We start from the raw sequence: 19,247 nt of genomic DNA, 5'->3' as shown, positions 1-19,247 counted from the left end.
CACATGAAGGCGGGAACGAGCGGTCTAAGGTGCGAAATTGCGAGAGCTAGTCGAATCGCAGTCGCGCAAAGAGGCGCAATGCGTGGCTTGTGTCTTCGGCCGCCACCGGCATCATCCGGTCATAGGCGGCAGCAATCACAGCGGCGATTTCCGGCCGTAGAACGGTTGCGCCACTTTCCGGAACCACAGCCAAGGGGGAGTGTTCGGCAAAGGCTTTTGGGCCCCAAGCGACGATGGTTTGCACCGCTTCGCCCAGCGCCAAGGCTTCGGCGGGGATTTTCGCCATAGCGTCATTCATGCGCAGGAAGACAAACGCCGCTTGAATCCCGCCGTCGTTGTCAAAGCGGAAAGCGCGGTATTGGGTGGCGTCGGCGTCTTGCAAACGGCCCACCAGCGCCTTCAGGTCCGGGATCAAACGCTCCAGGTCCGGCACCTCCAGAAGCTCCCCCCACTCTCGGAAGAAAAACATCATCAGGTTGCTGCCAAACTCAGGATCGGTCTCCGCCATCTGGTGGCCCACCAAAGTGACCACCGCCTCCAGCGCGCCTTTCACAGTTTGCAGCGTGGCGTCTTCCACCCCGAAGACCACCGGCGCAATCGGGCGGCCCCAGCGGGCAAAACCATAGCTGCCGTCGTGGCGGGTAAAAAGGGCTTCAACGTCCTGCGGTGTCATGTGCGGCTCCTGTCAGATCGCCCGCTATGTGCCGCTCTGACGCCTATAACGCAAGCCCCTAGGTCAACTCGCTGGCCCAGGGCGGGTTGGCCCCGGCCCGCGCCACGGTCACACCTGCCACCTTGGCACCAAAGGCCAAAGCCAGCGCCGCATCTTCCAGAGACAGGTTGCGCACCTTGGCTTTGGTCAACACACCAAGCTCTGCCAGCTTCGCCAAAACGCCCGCGTTAAACGTATCGCCGGCGCCCACGGTATCCACCACCTCGGCTTTTTCCGCCGCCACGGACAGCTTGTGGCCACTGGTCACATACGCATCCGCGCCTTCACCGCCTCGGGTCAGCAGCACAAGTGCCGGACCTTGGTCGATGATTTTCATGGCGCGTTCGTCCATCGTGTCGTCACCCGGAACAATCCACTGCAAATCTTCGTCCGACACTTTCACAATATCAGCCTTGGCAAACATCTTTGCCAACCGCGCGCGATAGGCCTTCTCATCGGCGATGAAGCCGGGCCGAATGTTTGGGTCAATCATCACAGCTCGGCCGGCGCCTTCACGATCCAGCAATTCGGCATAGGTGTCTGCACAGGGCTCCACAGCCAGACTGATACCGCCAAAGAACAGCGCTTTCACTTTGGGCTCCACAGACACAAGATCAGACGGCTGGATCATGCGACCGGCGGTGTTTTCATCATAAAACGAATAGGTTGCGTGTCCGCTGCTCAAATGCACAAAGGCCATCGTGGACGGGCGTTTCGCACGGATCAGCGCCGAAGTGCTGACGTTGCTCGCCACCAGTTCGGTCATCAGAATGTCGCCAAAACTGTCAGTGGAGATGCCACTGACCAGGCCGACACGGGCACCCAAACGGCCCAGCGCCACGGCGGTGTTGAACACCGCGCCGCCGGCGTGGGGCACAAAGCCGGTGCCACCCTCGACGGTCTCACGAGGAATCATATCAATCAGCGCTTCGCCACAACACAGGATCATCAGAGCCTCCTCAGGCCAGCCATTTGGCGTAGTCGCTCACCAGCAGATGGGTGGGCGTGACGTCTTCTTCGATCTCGGCAAACCGGCCAATCGGCTCGCGGAAGATGTTGTCTGTTTCATCATCATTCACGGTGGAGACCTCGCCAATCAGCACGTCGCCGCCCTCGCCCCAGAAGGCGTGCCAGTCCCCCGGCATCAGGGTCAGGCTTTCCCCCGGCGCGAACTTGAGCTTCTCTCCCGGCGCAAAGGTGCGCGGAATGCCATCACACATCACCATTCCACCGCGGTCCTCAGCAAAGTTACCATCGTCATCAGAGCCAAACAGCTCCACCACCATAGTGGCCCCACCACGGTTAATAATATCTTCCGCTTTGATCACATGGGTATGCATTGGCGACAGCTGATCCTGACGCGAGATCAGTAGTTTTTCCGCATAGCACATGCCGCCACCGCGCTGCAGATCGGCCAGACGTCCGTTGCGCAGGGTGAACAAGAATAACCCCATTTCATCAAAACGCCGGGCGCCGTAATCGGTGATGTCCCAGCCACAGCGCGCCTGAATCAGTGCTTCGGCCTCTTTGGCACGTGCTTTGAACTCCTCTGGTGTCCAGTAGGCAAAGGGAGGCAATTTGAAACCAAAAGACTGAATCATTTCATCCGCAGACGCCATGATGTCATTGATCGTAGAGCGTTTCATTTCATCCTCCTCAGAAAAGGCGTAAGCATCAATAGAAGCGCTCATTTTAGCGCTAACAACCACGTTGGCCTGTCTATGACAAACCCCTAACGTCGGAGCAACAAATTTATGCTGTATCTGCGCGCACCGTTTCATTTTCTGCAATCCTGTGCCATGGCTAGGCGCCATGGCGACGCTCAAAGACCTTTCCAAACACCTCGGCCTCTCGGTGACGCAAGTCAGCCGGGCGATCAATGATCATGCCGACGTGAGCCAAAAAACCAAAGAACGCGTGCGGGAGGCCGCCAAGGAATTGGGCTATGCGGTGAACCGCTCGGCGCGCTCCCTGGTGACCGGCAAATCCGGGATGGTGATCCTGATTCGCCCCGGCGCCTTGTCCGGGCCCGCAGACATGAGTGTCTTGGAAACCATTTCCGGCCTATCCGGTGAGTTCCACAAACGCGGCATGCAATTTCTACTCAATATCATGCCGCCTGGCACCGATCCGATGCCGGTTTACCAAAGCGCCGCCACCAGCGGCAGCTTTGACGGCTTTGTGCTTATCGACACTCGGCGTGACGATCCACGCGTGGCGCTATTGACGGAAATGGGCGTGCCATTTGTCGTCCACGGCCGTTCAGATCCGGCTGCGGATCATAACTACTACGACATCGACAATCATCAGGTTGCCTACACCCACGCCAAAAACCTTCTTGCCTTAGGACACACCCGCATCGCGCTGCTCAATGGCCCACGTGGTTACGCCTATTCAGAGTATCGACTTCAAGGATACCAAAAGGCCCTGGAGGAAGCCGGCGTGTCGTTTGATCCCGCCCTGCTGGTGTCGGAGCAGATGACCGAGGGTAACGGTATGATCGCCACCGCGCGCCTGTTTGAGGACAAGGTGCACCGACCCACCGCACTGATCTGCGGCAACATTCTTTTGGCGAAAGGCGCCTACACGGCGCTTGGCGCAATGGAATACCGCATCCCCGAGGATGTCTCGGTGGTCTCCCATGATGACGTCCTCCACAACATTCGCGGCTCAGCCTTCTACCCGGCCCTCACAGTGAGTCGGTCTCCCTTCGCAAACAGCTGGTCCCATTTGGCCGAAATTCTCTGCAACGCCATTCAAAACCCTACCGCGCCACCGCACCAACATGTGGCTGAGGTCGAGTTTATTGAGCGCGCCTCGACCGGCCCTGCCCCCAAATAAACAACAGGTTTAACGGCGCGCAGCCGCCACCTCATGCGCCCTTGCCTACCACCTCCTAATGAAATCCACTTGACAGCTGCGCCATGCAGATCCCATAAATCCGAAACGTTTCGGATTGCGTCAAAATTGATTCCGAAACGTTACGGGCGGGAAGGAGACCTGCCCCAACAGGAGGAAGAAAATTGACAAAACCCATGCACCACGCCCGCCACATCTGTGCGGTGCTTGCCCTCGGCGCCATGGCCCAGACCGCAACTGCGGACGAGGTTACCCTCGCATCCGGCATCACCGGCAACGCCGTCGAAAACTTCAAGCTGATCGTCGCCCCTTGGGAAAAGGCCACTGGCCACACAGCAACTCTGGTGCCGATGCCGTCGTCCACCACGGACCAATTTGGCCAATACCGTTTGTGGCTTGCTGCAGGCAATGCGGACATCGATCTGTATCAGACCGACGTGATCTGGGCACCGCAACTGGCCGACCAATTTGTTGACCTGTCTGAGCCAGCCGGCGAGCTGATGAAAAGCCACTTCCCGTCCATCGTGGAAAGCCAGACAGTCGGCGACAAGCTGGTGGCACTGCCAATCTACACCGACGCCCCAGCGCTTTATTACCGCACCGACCTGCTGGAAAAGCATGGCGCATCCGTCCCAACCACATGGGAAGAGCTGACCAAAACCGCGCAGATGGTGCAGGATGCGGAGCGTGCCGAAGGCAATGACGACCTTTGGGGATTTGTTTGGCAGGGCAATGCATACGAAGGCCTGACCTGCAACGCGTTGGAGTGGGTGAAATCCTTCGGCGGCGGCCAGATTGTGGAGCCAAACGGCGACATCTCAATCAACAATGCAAACGCCGTGAAAGCGCTTGAGCTTGTCTCCCAATGGCCGGGCACAATTTCGCCTGACGGTGTATTGGCCTACCAGGAAGAAGAAGCCCGTGGTGTTTGGCAGACCGGCAACGCTGTGTTCATGCGCAACTGGCCTTACGCCTACCGTCTCGGCAGTGGGGATGACAGTGCTGTCAAAGGAAAGTTTGGCGTGACCACCCTGCCGACAGGCGGTGGGCATGACACCTCTGCGGCCACGCTGGGCGGCTGGAACATTGCCCTGTCCAAGTATTCTGAGAACCAGGACGCAGCCCTGTCTCTGGCCATGTATCTTGCCAGCCCCGAGGCGCAAAAATTGCGTGCGCTGAACTCCGGCAACCTGCCAACCGTCGTGTCGCTCTATGAAGACGCCGACATTGCGCGCGAAGTGCCGATCATTCCTCAGTGGAAAGACGTCTTCCTGCAGGCGGTGCCACGTCCATCCGCACCAACCAAAGGTGCGTACAACGAAGTGTCCAACAAGTTCTGGTCCGCTGTGCACAACACCCTGTCTGGGGACGGCACCGCCGCAGAAAACCTGGAACTGCTTGAGCTTGACCTGACCGACCTCAAAGGCTCCGGCTGGTAAGGTTCCTCCGGGATTGGGCGGGCCTGCGGGTGTGCCCAATCCACCACTCTTATTTACCCCACTCACGCACCGGACACTTGCGATGCCCTCTTCGCCCCCTTCAGGCATGTCGTCCCGCCACAGTCTGAGCGCGCAACGTCGCCGCGCCGCCATGTGGTTTCTGGCCCCCATGCTGATTGCGCTTTTTTGTGTGGCCGCCTGGCCGCTTCTGCGCACCATCTATTTCTCGTTCACCAACACCACGCTGACCTCGCTGTATGACGGCAAGTGGATTGGGTTTGACAACTATCTGAGCTACCGCAAGCTGTCCTCTGGCCGGGTGATCTGGCGCGGAACGCTGGCCGATCCGGCGTGGTGGAACGCGGTCTGGAACACCGTCCGCTTTTCGGTGGTCTCCGTGGCATTGGAAACCGTGTTGGGTCTGATCGTGGCCTTGGTGCTGCACCAGAATTTCAAAGGCCACGGCTGGGTCCGTGCCGCCGTACTGATCCCCTGGGCGATCCCGACCATCGTCTCTGCGCGCATGTGGGGCTGGATGCTGAATGATCAGTTTGGCATCATCAACGACATCCTGCTCAACATCGGTTTGATCGAGACCAAGATCGCCTGGACCGCCAATATAGAAACCGCCATGTTGGCCGTACTCGCCGTGGACGTCTGGAAAACCACGCCCTTTATGGCGCTGCTCTGTTTGGCAGGCCTGCAGATGATCCCCAAAGACATCTACGAAGCCGCCAAAGTGGACGGCGTCCACCCGATCCGCGTGTTTTTCAAGGTGACCCTGCCCCTCCTCCGCCCTGCCCTGATGGTCGCGGTCATATTCCGCATGCTGGACGCCTTGCGAATTTTTGACCTGATCTACGTCCTGACGCCAAATTCTAAAGCCACCAAGACCATGTCCGTGATTGCGCGAGAAAATCTCATCGACTTCGACAAGTTCGCATATGGTTCGGCCCAGTCCACGCTGTTGTTCGCGCTGATTGCGATCTTTGTCTCTGCCTATATCTGGCTCGGCAAAGTCGACCTCTCCGGGGAGCACAGCAAATGAGCAAGTTTCTCAATGCCACTCTGTTTTATGCGCTGGTGTTCGTCATTGTCGGCGTCTCGGTCTTCCCATTCTACTATGCGGTGATCACCAGCTTCAAAACCGGAACCGCGCTGTTTGAAGTCGACTATTTCATCACGAAACTCGACTTCTCCAACTACATCAACGTGCTCTCCAGCCCGAATTTCATGCGCTCTGTCTGGAACTCGGTTTTGATCGCGGCCAGCACCGTTGGCTTTGCCATGTTCCTTGCGGTCACCGCCTCCTATGCGCTTGCTCGTGTGCGCTTCAAAGGTCGGGGTCTTTTGCTGATTTGCATCCTGGCGGTGTCCATGTTCCCACAGATCGCCGTCTTAGCGGGTCTGTTTGAACTGATCCGCGCGCTTGGCATTTACAACACACCTTGGGCGATGATCCTGTCCTACACCATCTTCACCCTGCCCTTCACGGTCTGGGTGCTGACCACGTTCATGCGTGACCTTCCAGTGGAAATCGAAGAGGCGGCGATCATCGACGGCGCCACGCCTTGGGTGATCATCACGCAGGTCTTTCTACCTCTGATGTGGCCCGCGCTTGTCACCACTGGCCTCTTAGCTTTCATCGGTGCCTGGAACGAGTTCCTCTTTGCCCTGACCTTCACCGCATCCGAAAGCCAACGCACCGTGCCAGTCGCCATCGCGCTGCTGTCCGGGGCCAGTGAATTTGAAATCCCCTGGGGCGTGCTCATGGCGGCCTCGGTGATTGTGACCGTGCCACTCATCGCGCTTGTCTTGATCTTCCAACGTAAAATTGTGGCCGGCCTGACCGCTGGCGGCGTCAAAGGATAACGGAGCCCGCTATGGCTGAAATCGAACTCAAAAACCTGCGCAAGTCCTTCGGCGGGCTGGAGGTCATCAAAGGCGTCGACCTTGAGGTGCGCAAAGGCGAATTTATGGTCTTTGTCGGCCCGTCCGGCTGCGGCAAATCCACGTTGCTGCGGCTGATCTCCGGTCTGGAAGAAATCAGTGATGGCGACCTGATGTTTGACGGGGTGAGGGTGAATGACACCATCCCCTCCAAACGTGGCATCGCCATGGTGTTCCAATCTTATGCGCTCTACCCGCATATGAACGTGATGGAGAACATGGCCTTTGGCCTGAAACTCGCCGGGTCCACCAAAGAAGAGCGCGAAGCGCGGGTGGTGGACGCCGCCAAGATGCTGCAAATTGATCACCTGCTGGAGCGCAAACCCAAAGAACTCTCCGGCGGCCAACGCCAGCGCGTCGCCATCGGCCGCGCCATTGTGCGCGACCCACGTGTGTTCCTATTTGACGAACCACTTTCCAACCTCGACGCCGCCCTGCGCGTGCAGACCCGGCTGGAAATCGCCAAGCTGCATCACGACATGAACGACGTGACCATGATCTACGTAACCCACGATCAGGTTGAGGCGATGACACTGGCGGACCGCATCTGTGTGCTGCGTGACGGGTTGGTCGAACAGGTCGGCACCCCGGCCGAACTCTATGATGCGCCCAATTCGGTCTTTGTCGCAGGCTTTATCGGCGCGCCGAAGATGAACTTCCTCACCGGAGAGCACGCCAAACCCTACGACTGCGCGACCTATGGTATAAGGGCGGAACACATTGATATCTGCGCCCAGGATGAGGCCACTTGGACAGGCTCCGTGGTGCACGCTGAAAACCTTGGCGCGGATCACTATCTTTTTGTCGACATCGGCGTGAGCGAGCCCCTTGTGGTGCGCCAGCCGGGCAAGCAATTCACAGCCTTGGGAACGGAGATTGGCCTGAAGCCCCAATCCGAACACGCCCATCGCTTTGACGGCGCAGACCGCGCCATTCGGAACTGAAATCTGCAACCGCGCCAGAGGGGCGCAATACAGGACAAACACAATGACTAAGATCGTTCTTGTGGGGGCGGGCAGCCTCCAGTTCGGCACCGGCATGCTTGGTGACGTCTTTCAAAGCGCGCATCTCACCGATGCAGAGTTCGTGCTGCATGACATCAATCTTGAGGCGGCCCAGCGCACTTTGAAAGTGGCGGAGGACTACATCAGCACCAACAGCCTCAAGCAATCCATTTCAGCCACCACTGATTTGAAAGCCGCCCTGCAAGGCGCGCGTTTTGTGGTGATCTCCATCGAAGTGGGCGACCGCTTTGCGCTTTGGGACATGGATTGGAAAATCCCGCAGCAATACGGCATTCAGCAGGTCTATGGCGAGAACGGCGGCCCCGGTGGGTTGTTCCACAGCTTGCGTATCATCCCGCCAATTTTGGACATCTGTCAGCAGGTCATGGACGTCTGTCCAGACGCCACCGTGTTCAACTACTCCAACCCGATGTCGCGCATCTGTACCACCGTGCACCGCAAATTCCCTGAGTTGGAATTTGTCGGCATGTGCCACGAGATCGCCAGCCTCGAGCGTCACCTCGCGCCGCTGCTGGGCGTTGAGCGCGACGAGATCTTCTACCGCGCGGGTGGTTTGAACCACTTCTCGGTGATGACCGACTGTACCTACACCAAAGATGGCTCCGACGCCTATCCGGATGTGAAGGCCAAGGCGGAGGCTTATTTTGGCAACAAGCCAGGGTATTCCGAAATCCTGCGAGCCAGCCGCAAACACGGCACTTCGATTGAGACCGAAGGTTGGATGGATGTGGACCTGAGTTCCATTGAAACCATTCGCCCATGGTCTGACCGTTGGCTCTTTGCCGAGGTGCTGGAGAAATTCGGCGCGCTGCCAATCACCTATGACAGCCACTTTGGTGAATACATCCAATGGGCGCATGACTGTTCCGACCACCAGGGCATTCTGGATTTCTACACCTACTACCGCAACTTCCTCGGCAAGGTGGATCCGGTGATCGAACCTGTGCTGAAAGAGCGCGTGGTACCCATCATGGAAGCCCTGCTCGGCGCGCCAACCTACGAAGAGTACGCGGTCAACATTCCGAACAAAGGTTTCATCGCCAACTTGCCGGACTGGATTGCGGTTGAGGTGCCTGCCAACATTGACACCAATGGTCTCCACGGCATCGCAGTGGATGTCCCTGCGGGTGTGCGTGGTCTGTTATCCAACCAGATTGGTGTGCACGACATGACGGCTGAGGCAATCCTGCAAGGCAGCCGCGATCTGGTGGTGCAGGCGCTGTTGGTCGATCCTGTTGTGACAAAATCCCAAGGTATGGGCGCGCTGGTCGATCACATGATCGCCGAACAAAGCCCGTGGCTGGACTACCTCAAGTAAATCACTGTCCAATTATCCCCAACTCCCCCCAAAGCGCTGTCTTTGGGGGGCTTCTATTTCTGCAACATGGTGTTTTGATGACCCCAATGATCCCCTTTCATGATGGCCATGCCATTCCGGCCTTTGGCTTTGGCGTGTGGCAAATCCCCCAAGACGAAACCGTCAATTTGGTGCGCAGCGCACTTACCCAAGGCTACAAACTGATCGACGCCGCCTTCATCTACGAAAACGAAGCCGCCGTCGGCGAAGGCTTCCGCGCCGCTGAAGTGGACCGCGAAGACGTCTTCCTCACCTCCAAAGTCTGGAACTGCGAGCAAGGCTACGACAAAACCCGCCGCGCCATTGAGGGCAGCCTCAAGCGGATGGGCCTCGAGTATTTGAACCTCTGCCTGATCCACTGGCCTTGTCCCGATTTTGGCACCTATGTCGACACTTGGCGCGCTTTCATAGACGCACAGAAAGACGGTCAGGTCCGCTCCATCGGCACCTCCAACTTTGCGCCCGATCACCTGGACCGCATCATAGGGGAAACTGGGGTATACCCGGTACTGAACCAGATCGAAGTCAATCCCCGTATGCAGCAAATCGCAATGCGAGCCGAAAACCAAAAGCGTAGCATTGTCACCCAAGGCTGGACCCCGCTGGGCAACGGCGCGTCTTTTGACGCCTCGGTCGTGCTGGACATCGCCAAACGCACGAACCTCTCACCTGTTCAAGTGATCTTACGATGGGAGCTTCAACTCGGGATTTCCGTGATCCCACGGGCTGAAACCGAAGTACAACTTGCCGAAAACCTTGCAATTCTGCAAGCGGAACTGACCGCAGAAGACATGGCCGCAATGGCGACCTTGGAAGAAGGCGTCCGCTGTGGCCCTGCCCCGGACACTTATCACGACGCCTAAAGAAGAAGGCCCTCGCAACGTCTGCGAGGGCCTTCTTTGTTTTAGAAAGTGCGCACGTCCGTGATTGTTTCTGCGCCAAACCGATCGCTGAGAATGTGGGCACAAATTTTCGCCGCCGTGTCCTCGGCTTTGGCCAAACCGCCCTCGGCTTTCATCGATTTGAACTGATCCAGCAAAGCAAAGTCCTCTTCCGGCGCAGAGCGAATGGTCGCCTGCATTCCGGTGTCAATCACACCTGGTGCGATGCTTTCGGCCTTCAAACCCGCCACCGCATCTTCCACCATCGCGCGGGCATGCATGTCCATCGCGGCCTTGGTGGCGCAGTACACACTCCAACCGGTGTAGGCATTGCGCCCGGCGCCGCTGGAGATATGCGCTACACGACGGTCCGCGCCTTCTGTCGCCGCCACAAACGCGTCGCTCAGGATCAGCGCCGCTGTGACATTCACCGCCAAAGACTGTGCAATCTTGCCCGCATCCTGACGGCCAATCGGCGCGATCGGCTCCACAATGCCAGCGTTGTTGATCAACACGGCTTGGCTTGCACCTTCCAGGAAATTGGCAAACTCCGCGCCTGTGGCGAAGGCGCTCACCGCCGCCGTGTCGCCCAGATCAAGCGCCACTTCGCTCAAGCCTGCCATCTCAGAGCCGATACCTGAACGCGACAGACCCAAAACTTCATAACCCGCCGCGATCAGGCAAGACACCATGCCTGCGCCAAGCCCCTTGGAATGGCCGGAGATAATCGCCTTTTTCATTCTCTTGCTCCCACAAGTTAATTTGTGAACCACCTTTACGCGGCTTTCACCGCAGGCTGCAATTACTTGGTGATCAGAATGGCCCGAAAGTCATTCACATTCGTGAGCGTCGGCCCCGGCACGACCTGTGCGTCGATCTTTTCAAAGAAACTATGGGCGTCATTTTCTGCCAAAGCCAAAGCTGCGTCCACACTCTTCGCCTCAGCGGTCGCCAGCGTGTTCGGCCCAATCACCGCACCGGCCACCTCTGCCACGCCATCAACACCATCGGTGTCACAGGCAATCGCATGGATACCTTCGGCTCCCTCCAACGCCAGCGCCAAGGCCAGCGCAAACTCCGCGTTTGGCCCACCTACGCCATCCCCACGCCGTGTCACGGTCAGCTCGCCACCAGACAGAAGCACCCGAGGTCCGCGCCCTACTTTGGCTTTCGCCAATTCAGCCTGCTCGCCCGCCACATCCCGCGCCTCGCCTTCCAGAGCATCACCAAGAATTTCCACCCGCAGTCCGGCCGCCTCAGCCACCTGTTGCGCCGCCTGCAACGATTGCAACGGCGAGGCAAACAAGATGTTTTCCGTGGTCGACAAGCGTTCGTCACCCGGCATCACCACACCGGCATGCGCCCGCGCCGCCGCCTCAACATGCGCCGGCAAAGTCACCCCAAACGGTGCCAAGGCCGCCAGAGCACTGTCCAGACATTCCGGTTCCGCCACCGTGGGACCAGAGCCGATCATACCCGGATCATCACCCGGAACGTCCGAAATCAAGTAGCTCACCACTTTGGCGGGATAGGCCGCCGCTGCCAACTGTCCGCCTTTTGCCTGACACAGATGTTTGCGCAGCGCGTTCATCGCCGAAATCGGCGCACCAGACGCCAACAGATCCGCATTCACCTGCTTCAACTCGTCCAGCGTCACGCCCGGTACCGGCGCAGTCAGCAGTGACGACGCCCCCCCAGAAATCAAACACACCACGGTGTCATCCGCAGCCAGCCCACGCATCAATTCCAACATTTCCAGCGTCGCCGCTTCGCCCGCCGCATCCGGCACCGGGTGCGCCGCCGACTTGATGGTGATGCCCTGACAAGGCCGCTCATAGCCGTAACGCGTGATGACCAGCCCCTCACACGGCCCCCAGGCGCTTTCCAAGGCTTCCGCCATACGTGCACTGGCCTTGCCCGCGCCGACCACAATCAACCGGCCTGCTGTTTTTTTGCCCAAGACTTCCGGCAAAGCCGCCATCGGATCCGCCACGGCCACTGCCTTGGCAAACAACTCCCGCAAAAACCTGTCTGGATTGATGTCCATACTGATACTCCCCCCAAATGCACATGTTCTCCCGCCCTTTGGCACCCGACCACATGCGTATCAGAAACTGCACCAAAGGAGATGTTTCCGCTAACATGCACAGTTTTACAGGCGGAGCAAGCCAACGCCTTGGCGGCGCCGACACGCCCGTCTTTCCAAGCCACTCAACCTGCCCTACTGTGCCGCGACTTTCGTAGACCAAGAGCGCCCCATGGCCCAAATCAGCCTGAAACAGCTTCAAGCCTTTGTGGCGGTTGCCGACCTGCAAAGCTTCCGCCGCGCGGCGGACCGGCTGAACACCACGCAGCCCAACATCTCCACCCGCATCGCAGGCTTGGAAACGCAAATTGGCCATTCGCTGATGACCCGCGATGCGGGCTCCGTGCGGCTGACCCCCATGGGCGAAAAACTCCTGCTAGAGGCGCGCAACGTGCTTCTGGCAATGGACCGTTTTCTGCTCACAGCGGCCGACGACAGCCTGTTTGATGGCACCCTGCGCATTGGGGTGACCGAGATGATCGTGCACACGTGGCTCGGCGAGTTCTTCACCGCGCTCAAAGAGCGGTTCCCCAACATCGACATGGACCTGACCGTGGATCTGTCGGTAAATCTGTCCCGCGCCCTGATGGAGCGGCGGATTGACCTTGCCCTGCAAAGTGCCCCGTTTGAGCGGCAAATCAGTGGCAACGCCGATCTAGGACCGCTGCCGATGCTGTGGGTCGGCAGCCCCAAACTCGGCCTGTCCGATAAGGTGCTTAGCCTACATGAACTAGCACAACACCCAATCCTGACTCACGCCCGCGGCACCATTCCTTACAACCAGATGCAAGATCACTTTGCCGCCTTCTCCGATGTCTCCGTGCGGCATGTGTCTTCGTCAAATCTGGCCGCCTGCCACCAAATGACCCGCGATGGTTTGGGTGTGGCCTGCCTGCCCGAAGCCATGGTCCGTGAAGACCTGGCCAACGGCACATTGGACACCCTGCGCTACCTCTGGGTTCCCGACGCGCTACACTTCTACGCCCGCTATGACGCTGATACCTGCCCAAGTTTTGTGGGGGCTGCCGCCGGCCTGGCGCAGCAAGTGGCGCAGGCCCACGCCACAGGATAAATTTTCTCAATTCAATTCATGAAATCTAATAATTGGATTTCATGAAGTGTGCGCTCTACCTTCCTTCACAAGAGAGAAGGAGGCGCGATCAGATGCCATCACACAGGACCCGTTTGGGCGTCGATATCGGCGGAACCTTCACCGATGTGGTGCTGGAAATAGATCAAAAGCGCTTTTCCACCAAAGTGTTGACCACCTACGCCGCGCCGGAAAACGCTATTGTCGACGGCATGCATCAGGTCTGCGCCAAAGCCGGTGTCTCCCCCGCCGCCATCGATCAAATCATCCACGGCACCACGCTGGCGACCAACGCGCTGATCGAGCGGCGCGGCGCTAAAACCGCGCTGATCACCACCGAAGGTTTTCGCGATGTGATCGAAATGCGCACCGAAAGCCGGTTTGAACAGTACGATCTAAACCTCACCCTTCCGGAGCCGCTTTTGCCGCGCAACCGCCGCTATGTGCTGCGCGAACGTATGGACGCCACCGGCGCAGCGCTGATCCCGCTGGACCGCGCCGACATTGAGGCACGGGCCGACGAGCTGGCCGACGCCAACTACGAAAGCATCGCCGTCGGCCTCCTGCACTCCTATGTGAACGACGCCCACGAACGTCTGATCGCCGAGGTGCTGGCGGAAAAACTGCCGGACGTGATGGTCTCGCTCTCCTGCGAAGTCTCCCCCCAGATGCGCGAATATGAGCGGTTCAACACCACCATCGCCAACGCCTATATCAAGCCGCTGATGAAGTCTTATCTTGGCCGCCTGAAAGACCGGCTGGCCAACGAAGGCGCGGCCTGCCCGGTGTTTCTGATGCACTCCGGCGGCGGCATCATGTCGCTCGAAAGCGCGGCGGACTTCCCGGTGCGCCTGGTGGAGAGTGGCCCAGCGGGCGGCGCGATCTTTGCCGCCGACATTGCCGCCAAACACGGGCTTTCCAAAGTGCTCAGCTTTGACATGGGCGGCACCACCGCCAAAATCTGCCTCATCAAAGACCAGACTCCCAAAACCGCCCGCGTGTTTGAGGTTGCCCGCACCTATCGTTTCAAAAAAGGCTCTGGCATGCCGATCTCGATCCCGGTGATCGACATGGTGGAGATTGGCGCTGGCGGTGGCTCGCTGGCACATGTGGACGCGATGAACCAAATCCGCGTTGGCCCGGAAAGCGCCGGATCTGAACCCGGACCAGCCTGTTATGGCCGTGGCGGTGACACCCCCGCCGTAACGGACGCCGACCTGATCTTAGGCAAGCTTGATCCCAACAACTTCGCGGGCGGATCCATCCCCCTGCACCCCCACAATTCGGCCAAGGCGCTGGACACCGTGATTGGCAACACGCTCGACATGGACGCCACCGAGGCCGCCTTTGGCCTTGCCGAAGTAGTCGATGAAAACATGGCCAACGCCGCCCGCGTGCACGCCGTGGAAAACGGCGAAGACCTGTCTGAGTACACCATGATCGCCTTTGGCGGTGCCGCTCCCCTACATGCCGCCCGGCTGTGCGAAAAACTCGGTGTCTCCCGTTGTCTTGTGCCGCAAGGCGCGGGTGTTGGCTCGGCCATCGGCTTCCTGCGCGCACCGTTTAGCTTTGAGGCCAACCGTTCTGTCTTCATGCGGCTGAGCGACTTTGACCCCGCCAAAGTCAAAGCCCTGTTTGACGACATGTCAGACGAAGCCACCCGCTTTGTGCGCTCCTGTGATGCCAATGCCGACATCCTGCGCGACCACAAAATCTACATGCGCTACGCCGGACAGGGCTGGGAAATCCCTATCGCCCTCACCCCAGAACAAGCTGCAAACCCCGATGAGGCCACATTCCTGCGCCTGTTTGAGACCGACTACAAAGCGCTCTTTGGCCGTGCCGTGGACGGCATGGAGGTGGAAATCACTGTTTGGAGCGTGAACGCCTACACCGCACAGGAAGCCACCACGCCCCTTGCAGACACTGGCACACTGACATCCCTCGCCCCAACGACGACACGCCCGCTGTTTGATCCGGCTTTGGCCAGAACTGTGGACGCCGCCGTCATCGCCCGCGCTGAGCTGCCAACCGGCCACATCGCCCAAGGCCCTGCTGTGGTGACCGAAGACGAGACCACCGTGGTTGTGCCCGCCAGCCGCGAAGTGCTGACCCACGCCGACGGCACGCTCGACGTGCGCACAAAGGAGACCACCCAATGACCGAGCACAGCAAAGTTGCCTATCAGGTCATGTGGAACCGCATGATCTCCGTCGTGGAAGAACAGGCGCAAGCGCTTGTTCGCACGGCCTTTTCCACCTCCGTACGCGAGGCAGGCGACCTCTCAGCAGGCGTCTACAACGAGGCCGGAGACATGCTGGCCCAAGCGGTGACCGGCACGCCGGGCCATGTGAACGCTATGGCCGACGCCGTGGGCCATTTCATCCGCCGCATCGGACGCGACAACATGTTTGAGGGCGATGTCTACCTGAGCAACGATCCTTGGGAAGGCACCGGCCACAAACATGACATCACTGTTGTGACGCCCTCTTTCCACAACGGCGCGCTGATCGGTTTCTTTGCTTGCACGGCCCATGTCACCGACATCGGCGGGCGCGGTTTTGGCGCGGATGCCAATGACGTGCACGAAGAAGGGCTCTATCTGCCGATCATGAAGTTTGCGGATCGCGGCACGGTGGATCAAACCCTGCTGGCGCTGATCCGGGGCAACGTGCGGGAGCCCGACCAACTGGTCGGGGACATCTACGCGCTGGCAAACTGTAACGAGATTGGCCACCGCCGCCTGATCGACATGGTCGAAGAATTTGGACTGGCCGATCTCACAGGCATCTCCGATTTCATCCTGACCAACTCCCGCGAAGCCACTTTGGCGCGCATCAACGCGCTCACACCGGGCAGCGCCAGCGGGCACTTGCGCATCGACGGCTACGACACGCCCATCGACCTGCATGTCACGCTGACCATCGAGAAAGACCGCATTTTGAGCGATTGGGACGGCACTTCCGGTTTGGACAAAAAAGGCATCAACGTGCCGCTGGTCTACACCAAAGCCTACGCCTGCTACGCGCTGAAATGTGCCATCGCGCCGGAGATCCCCAACAACGCCGCCTCGTTGGCCCCGTTTGAGATCACCGCACCGGAAAACAGCATTGTGAACGCCAAGTTCCCGGCCCCCGTCGCGCTGCGCCACGTGATTGGCCATATGGTACCTGACACGGTCTACAACGCGCTCGACAAGCTGCTGCCCAACACCGTGCCAGCCGAAGGCGCCGGGTGTTTGTGTAACTTCCAGGTTTCCCTGCGCCCCCGCATGGATGGCGACGCGCCAGAAGATGCTGTGCGCGCCGAAGTGCTGACCTTCAACTCCGGCGGCTCCGGCGCACGGCCCACCTTGGATGGCATGAATGCCACCGCCTTCCCCTCGGGCGTGATGACCATGCCGGTGGAGGCCACCGAACAGGTTGGCCCGGTGCTGATCTGGCGCAAAGAGCTGCGCCCGGACAGTGGCGGTGCAGGCGAATTCCGCGGCGGTTTGGGCCAATACATGGACGTCGGCGCACGTGAGGGCCACGAGTTTGATATCTCCCTGATGCTGGACCGCGTGGACCACCCGGCCCAAGGCCGCCGCGAGGGCGGTGCCGGTGGCGCAACCCGTCTGGCCCGGTCTGATGGCGCGGCGGTGCGCGGCAAGGGCAAACAATTCATCCCCCACGGCACGGTGGTGCAAATGGGCTTCCCCGGCGGCGCAGGCTACGGTAACCCAAACCGTCGTGATCCGGCGCGTGTCAAACGCGATGTTGCGCTTGGCTACATCACCCCGGAGCACGCCGCAGAGCATTACAACATATCGGCAGACGAGATTGCCGAGGCCCTTTCGCGGGCCAAACGGGGGGAGATTGTCTAATGGCAGCAGGCGCAATGGCCACCAAGCCAACCAAAACATCTTACGACGTGGTAATCATCGGTGGGGCGATCATGGGATCCTCCACCGCGTGGTTTTTGTCTGACAACCCGGATTTTAGCGGCTCGGTTCTGGTGGTTGAGAAAGACCCGACCTACGAGTTCAGTTCGACCGCCCACACCAACTCTTGCATAAGACAGCAGTTTTCCCACACGCTGAACGTGCGGATTTCCCAATTTGCCGCCGACTTTGTGAAAAACCTGCGCGCGCGCATGGGCGATGACGACCGCGTGCCAAACGTTGATATCCAAAGCTACGGCTACCTCTATCTGGCGGACAACGAGGGCTTTGCCCAAACCCTGCGCGACAACCACAAGGTGCAACTTGCCGCCGGGGCCGAAACCGAACTCCTGACTGCCGAGGACATCGCCGCGCGCTATCCGTTCTACAATGTGGACGACATTCTTCTGGGCTCGATCAACACCAAAGATGAAGGTTACTGGGACGGCGGCGTGGTGTTTGACTGGTTCCGCCGCTCCGCCCGCGAACGTGGCGTGGAATATGTGCAGGGCGAAGTGGTCGCCATGGCACGCGATGGCGGCAAGGTCACCTCGGTCACTTTGGCCTCTGGCAACGTAGTACATTGCGGTCAGGTGGTGAACGCCTCCGGCCCGCGCGCCGCGCGCACCTCTGAAATGGCGGGCATCCACATGCCCGTGGAACCGCGCAAGCGCTTCACCTGGATTTTCTCGGCTGAACAGCCACTACCGATGGACCTGCCGCTGACCATTGATCCCTCCGGCGTGCATGTCCGCCAAGATGGCCCCACCACCTACCTCGCGGGCGCCGCGCCGGATCCGGACCCAGCCGTGGCTTTTGACGATTTCCACATGGATCACAACCGCTGGCAGGATCACGTCTGGCCGATCATCGCCACGCGTATTCCACAGTTTGAAGCCATCAAAGTGGTCACCGAGTGGGCCGGCCATTACGCCTATAACACCCTGGATCAAAACGCGATTTTGGGCGCCCACCCCGAGATCACCAACTTCATCTTCCAGAACGGTTTCTCCGGCCACGGGCTGCAACAAAGCCCCGCCATGGGCCGCGCCGTGGCAGAATTGCTGACCTACGGGGAATTCCGCACCCTAGACATGGCGCCCTTTACGTTTGAACGTGTCCTCAACAATGACCCTATAGTTGAGAAGGCCGTGATCTGATGGTGCAATCCAACCCATTCCTGACCGCAATCCGCGATGGCAAACCGCAAATTGGCCTCTGGGTCTCGCTTGGCGACCCCTTGACCACCGAAGTGGTCGCAGGCGCGGGGTATGACTGGCTGCTGCTGGACATGGAGCATGGCGCGGGGGAGCTGGCCGATGTGCAGGCGCAACTGCAGGTCATCAAAGGCTATGACAGCACCGCCATTGTGCGCCCAGACTGGACAGATCCCGCGAAGATCAAACGTCTAATGGACATGGGCGCGCCGGGATTGCTGTTCCCGATGGTGCAAAACGCCGAAGAAGCCGCCGCCGCGGTCGCCGCCACGCGCTACCCGCCCAAAGGCGTCCGCGGCTATGGCGGCACCACGCGCGCCACCGGCTTTGGCCGCGACAAGTGCTATACATCAACTGTGGACGACCAAACCGCCGTACTGGTGCAAGTCGAGTCCCTGCATGCGCTGGAAAATGTCGAAGCCATTGCCACCACCGAGGGCGTCGATGGCGTCTTCTTTGGACCCGCCGATATTGCCGCCGACATGGGCTACCTCGGCCAGGCCATGCATGACGAGGTCTGGGCCAAAATCCTGCCCGCCGCCATGCGCCTGATTTCCAAGAAAATCCCCGTCGGCACCCTGGTGCGCGACGTGTCCTTTGCCCGCCGCCTGTTGAGCGCGGGATTCACCTTTGTCGCCTGTGGCTCAGACGCCGGTCTTTTGGCCCACGCCGCAGACACTTTACTAGAAGACGTGAAAGCTCCCTGACC

General features: G+C 59.4%; 17 protein-coding genes. 12 read left to right on the top strand and 5 right to left on the bottom strand.

Annotated elements, in window-relative coordinates; all coding sequences use genetic code 11:
- Nucleotides 1-46 precede the first annotated feature (46 nt).
- The 3 genes from SIB38_RS07895 to SIB38_RS07885 are packed head-to-tail and all read right to left on the bottom strand — an operon-like array spanning nucleotide 47 to nucleotide 2,358.
- Nucleotides 47-673 carry a hypothetical protein gene (locus SIB38_RS07895; protein ID WP_294117224.1) on the bottom strand — a complete coding sequence of 209 codons (627 nt, stop codon included), beginning with the start codon at nucleotides 671-673 and terminating at the stop codon, nucleotides 47-49.
- 58 nt (nucleotides 674-731) lie between these two features.
- Entirely contained in the window at nucleotides 732-1,661 is a 930-nt protein-coding gene (locus tag SIB38_RS07890; RefSeq protein ID WP_294117222.1) for a carbohydrate kinase family protein, read from the bottom strand.
- A gap of 10 nt (nucleotides 1,662-1,671) precedes the next feature.
- Nucleotides 1,672-2,358, bottom strand: coding sequence for a D-lyxose/D-mannose family sugar isomerase (locus SIB38_RS07885; RefSeq protein ID WP_294117220.1), 687 nt, complete (start codon nucleotides 2,356-2,358; stop codon nucleotides 1,672-1,674).
- 166 nt (nucleotides 2,359-2,524) lie between these two features.
- Between SIB38_RS07885 and SIB38_RS07880 the strand changes: the two genes are divergently transcribed.
- The 7 genes from SIB38_RS07880 (at nucleotide 2,525) to SIB38_RS07850 (ending at nucleotide 10,205) form a co-directional block, all read left to right on the top strand.
- Nucleotides 2,525-3,553 carry a substrate-binding domain-containing protein gene (locus SIB38_RS07880; protein WP_294117217.1) on the top strand — a complete coding sequence of 343 codons (1,029 nt, stop codon included), beginning with the start codon at nucleotides 2,525-2,527 and terminating at the stop codon, nucleotides 3,551-3,553.
- A 194-nt stretch (nucleotides 3,554-3,747) separates the two neighbouring features.
- On the top strand, nucleotides 3,748-5,010 hold the full coding sequence (locus tag SIB38_RS07875) for an ABC transporter substrate-binding protein (protein WP_412551761.1): 1,263 nt from the start codon (nucleotides 3,748-3,750) through the stop codon (nucleotides 5,008-5,010).
- An 82-nt stretch (nucleotides 5,011-5,092) separates the two neighbouring features.
- A complete protein-coding gene (locus SIB38_RS07870; protein ID WP_294117213.1) occupies nucleotides 5,093-6,058 on the top strand; it encodes a carbohydrate ABC transporter permease in 966 nt (321 codons plus the stop codon).
- On the top strand, nucleotides 6,055-6,882 hold the full coding sequence (locus tag SIB38_RS07865) for a carbohydrate ABC transporter permease (protein ID WP_294117212.1): 828 nt from the start codon (nucleotides 6,055-6,057) through the stop codon (nucleotides 6,880-6,882). Before SIB38_RS07870 ends, SIB38_RS07865 begins: the two co-directional genes overlap by 4 nt.
- 11 nt (nucleotides 6,883-6,893) lie before the next feature.
- On the top strand, nucleotides 6,894-7,904 hold the full coding sequence (locus SIB38_RS07860) for an ABC transporter ATP-binding protein (RefSeq protein ID WP_294117211.1): 1,011 nt from the start codon (nucleotides 6,894-6,896) through the stop codon (nucleotides 7,902-7,904).
- A 43-nt stretch (nucleotides 7,905-7,947) separates the two neighbouring features.
- Nucleotides 7,948-9,303, top strand: coding sequence for a hypothetical protein (locus tag SIB38_RS07855; protein ID WP_294117210.1), 1,356 nt, complete (start codon nucleotides 7,948-7,950; stop codon nucleotides 9,301-9,303).
- A gap of 86 nt (nucleotides 9,304-9,389) precedes the next feature.
- Complete coding sequence (locus SIB38_RS07850; RefSeq protein ID WP_412551760.1) at nucleotides 9,390-10,205, top strand: aldo/keto reductase; 816 nt, start codon at nucleotides 9,390-9,392, stop codon at nucleotides 10,203-10,205.
- Between the two features lie 41 nt (nucleotides 10,206-10,246).
- Here the strand turns inward: SIB38_RS07850 and SIB38_RS07845 are convergent, their stop codons facing one another.
- Nucleotides 10,247-10,963, bottom strand: a complete 717-nt coding sequence (locus SIB38_RS07845) for an SDR family NAD(P)-dependent oxidoreductase (RefSeq protein ID WP_412551759.1) — start codon at nucleotides 10,961-10,963, stop codon at nucleotides 10,247-10,249.
- Nucleotides 10,964-11,025: 62 nt separating this feature from the next.
- A complete protein-coding gene (locus SIB38_RS07840; protein WP_412551758.1) occupies nucleotides 11,026-12,270 on the bottom strand; it encodes a glycerate kinase in 1,245 nt (414 codons plus the stop codon).
- Nucleotides 12,271-12,481: 211 nt separating this feature from the next.
- Between SIB38_RS07840 and SIB38_RS07835 the strand changes: the two genes are divergently transcribed.
- From SIB38_RS07835 to SIB38_RS07815, 5 genes are all read left to right on the top strand, one after another.
- Entirely contained in the window at nucleotides 12,482-13,381 is a 900-nt protein-coding gene (locus tag SIB38_RS07835; protein ID WP_412551757.1) for a LysR family transcriptional regulator, read from the top strand.
- A 92-nt stretch (nucleotides 13,382-13,473) separates the two neighbouring features.
- Entirely contained in the window at nucleotides 13,474-15,561 is a 2,088-nt protein-coding gene (locus SIB38_RS07830; protein WP_412551756.1) for a hydantoinase/oxoprolinase family protein, read from the top strand.
- Complete coding sequence (locus SIB38_RS07825) at nucleotides 15,558-17,264, top strand: hydantoinase B/oxoprolinase family protein (protein WP_412551755.1); 1,707 nt, start codon at nucleotides 15,558-15,560, stop codon at nucleotides 17,262-17,264. The genes SIB38_RS07830 and SIB38_RS07825 overlap by 4 nt, the downstream gene beginning before the upstream one ends.
- Nucleotides 17,264-18,481 carry an NAD(P)/FAD-dependent oxidoreductase gene (locus SIB38_RS07820; protein ID WP_412551754.1) on the top strand — a complete coding sequence of 406 codons (1,218 nt, stop codon included), beginning with the start codon at nucleotides 17,264-17,266 and terminating at the stop codon, nucleotides 18,479-18,481. Before SIB38_RS07825 ends, SIB38_RS07820 begins: the two co-directional genes overlap by 1 nt.
- A complete protein-coding gene (locus SIB38_RS07815; RefSeq protein WP_412551753.1) occupies nucleotides 18,481-19,245 on the top strand; it encodes an HpcH/HpaI aldolase family protein in 765 nt (254 codons plus the stop codon). Before SIB38_RS07820 ends, SIB38_RS07815 begins: the two co-directional genes overlap by 1 nt.
- Nucleotides 19,246-19,247 lie beyond the last annotated feature (2 nt).

The organism is Shimia sp. MIT910701, from assembly GCF_047126315.1.
Lineage (GTDB): Bacteria > Pseudomonadota > Alphaproteobacteria > Rhodobacterales > Rhodobacteraceae > Shimia.
Note: the sequence above shows the minus strand (reverse complement) of the source record. Positions and strands in the feature narration are given on the sequence as shown.

Bases quoted from the DNA above. Each gene is read 5' to 3' on its own strand.
- SIB38_RS07895 (WP_294117224.1), bottom strand. From the start codon at position 673: ATGACACCGCAGGACGTTGAAGCCCTTTTTACCCGCCACGACGGCAGC.
- SIB38_RS07890 (WP_294117222.1), bottom strand. From the start codon at position 1,661: ATGATCCTGTGTTGTGGCGAAGCGCTGATTGATATGATTCCTCGTGAG.
- SIB38_RS07885 (WP_294117220.1), bottom strand. From the start codon at position 2,358: ATGAAACGCTCTACGATCAATGACATCATGGCGTCTGCGGATGAAATG.
- SIB38_RS07880 (WP_294117217.1), top strand. From the start codon at position 2,525: ATGGCGACGCTCAAAGACCTTTCCAAACACCTCGGCCTCTCGGTGACG.
- SIB38_RS07875 (WP_412551761.1), top strand. From the start codon at position 3,748: ATGCACCACGCCCGCCACATCTGTGCGGTGCTTGCCCTCGGCGCCATG.
- SIB38_RS07870 (WP_294117213.1), top strand. From the start codon at position 5,093: ATGCCCTCTTCGCCCCCTTCAGGCATGTCGTCCCGCCACAGTCTGAGC.
- SIB38_RS07865 (WP_294117212.1), top strand. From the start codon at position 6,055: ATGAGCAAGTTTCTCAATGCCACTCTGTTTTATGCGCTGGTGTTCGTC.
- SIB38_RS07860 (WP_294117211.1), top strand. From the start codon at position 6,894: ATGGCTGAAATCGAACTCAAAAACCTGCGCAAGTCCTTCGGCGGGCTG.
- SIB38_RS07855 (WP_294117210.1), top strand. From the start codon at position 7,948: ATGACTAAGATCGTTCTTGTGGGGGCGGGCAGCCTCCAGTTCGGCACC.
- SIB38_RS07850 (WP_412551760.1), top strand. From the start codon at position 9,390: ATGATCCCCTTTCATGATGGCCATGCCATTCCGGCCTTTGGCTTTGGC.
- SIB38_RS07845 (WP_412551759.1), bottom strand. From the start codon at position 10,963: ATGAAAAAGGCGATTATCTCCGGCCATTCCAAGGGGCTTGGCGCAGGC.
- SIB38_RS07840 (WP_412551758.1), bottom strand. From the start codon at position 12,270: ATGGACATCAATCCAGACAGGTTTTTGCGGGAGTTGTTTGCCAAGGCA.
- SIB38_RS07835 (WP_412551757.1), top strand. From the start codon at position 12,482: ATGGCCCAAATCAGCCTGAAACAGCTTCAAGCCTTTGTGGCGGTTGCC.
- SIB38_RS07830 (WP_412551756.1), top strand. From the start codon at position 13,474: ATGCCATCACACAGGACCCGTTTGGGCGTCGATATCGGCGGAACCTTC.
- SIB38_RS07825 (WP_412551755.1), top strand. From the start codon at position 15,558: ATGACCGAGCACAGCAAAGTTGCCTATCAGGTCATGTGGAACCGCATG.
- SIB38_RS07820 (WP_412551754.1), top strand. From the start codon at position 17,264: ATGGCAGCAGGCGCAATGGCCACCAAGCCAACCAAAACATCTTACGAC.
- SIB38_RS07815 (WP_412551753.1), top strand. From the start codon at position 18,481: ATGGTGCAATCCAACCCATTCCTGACCGCAATCCGCGATGGCAAACCG.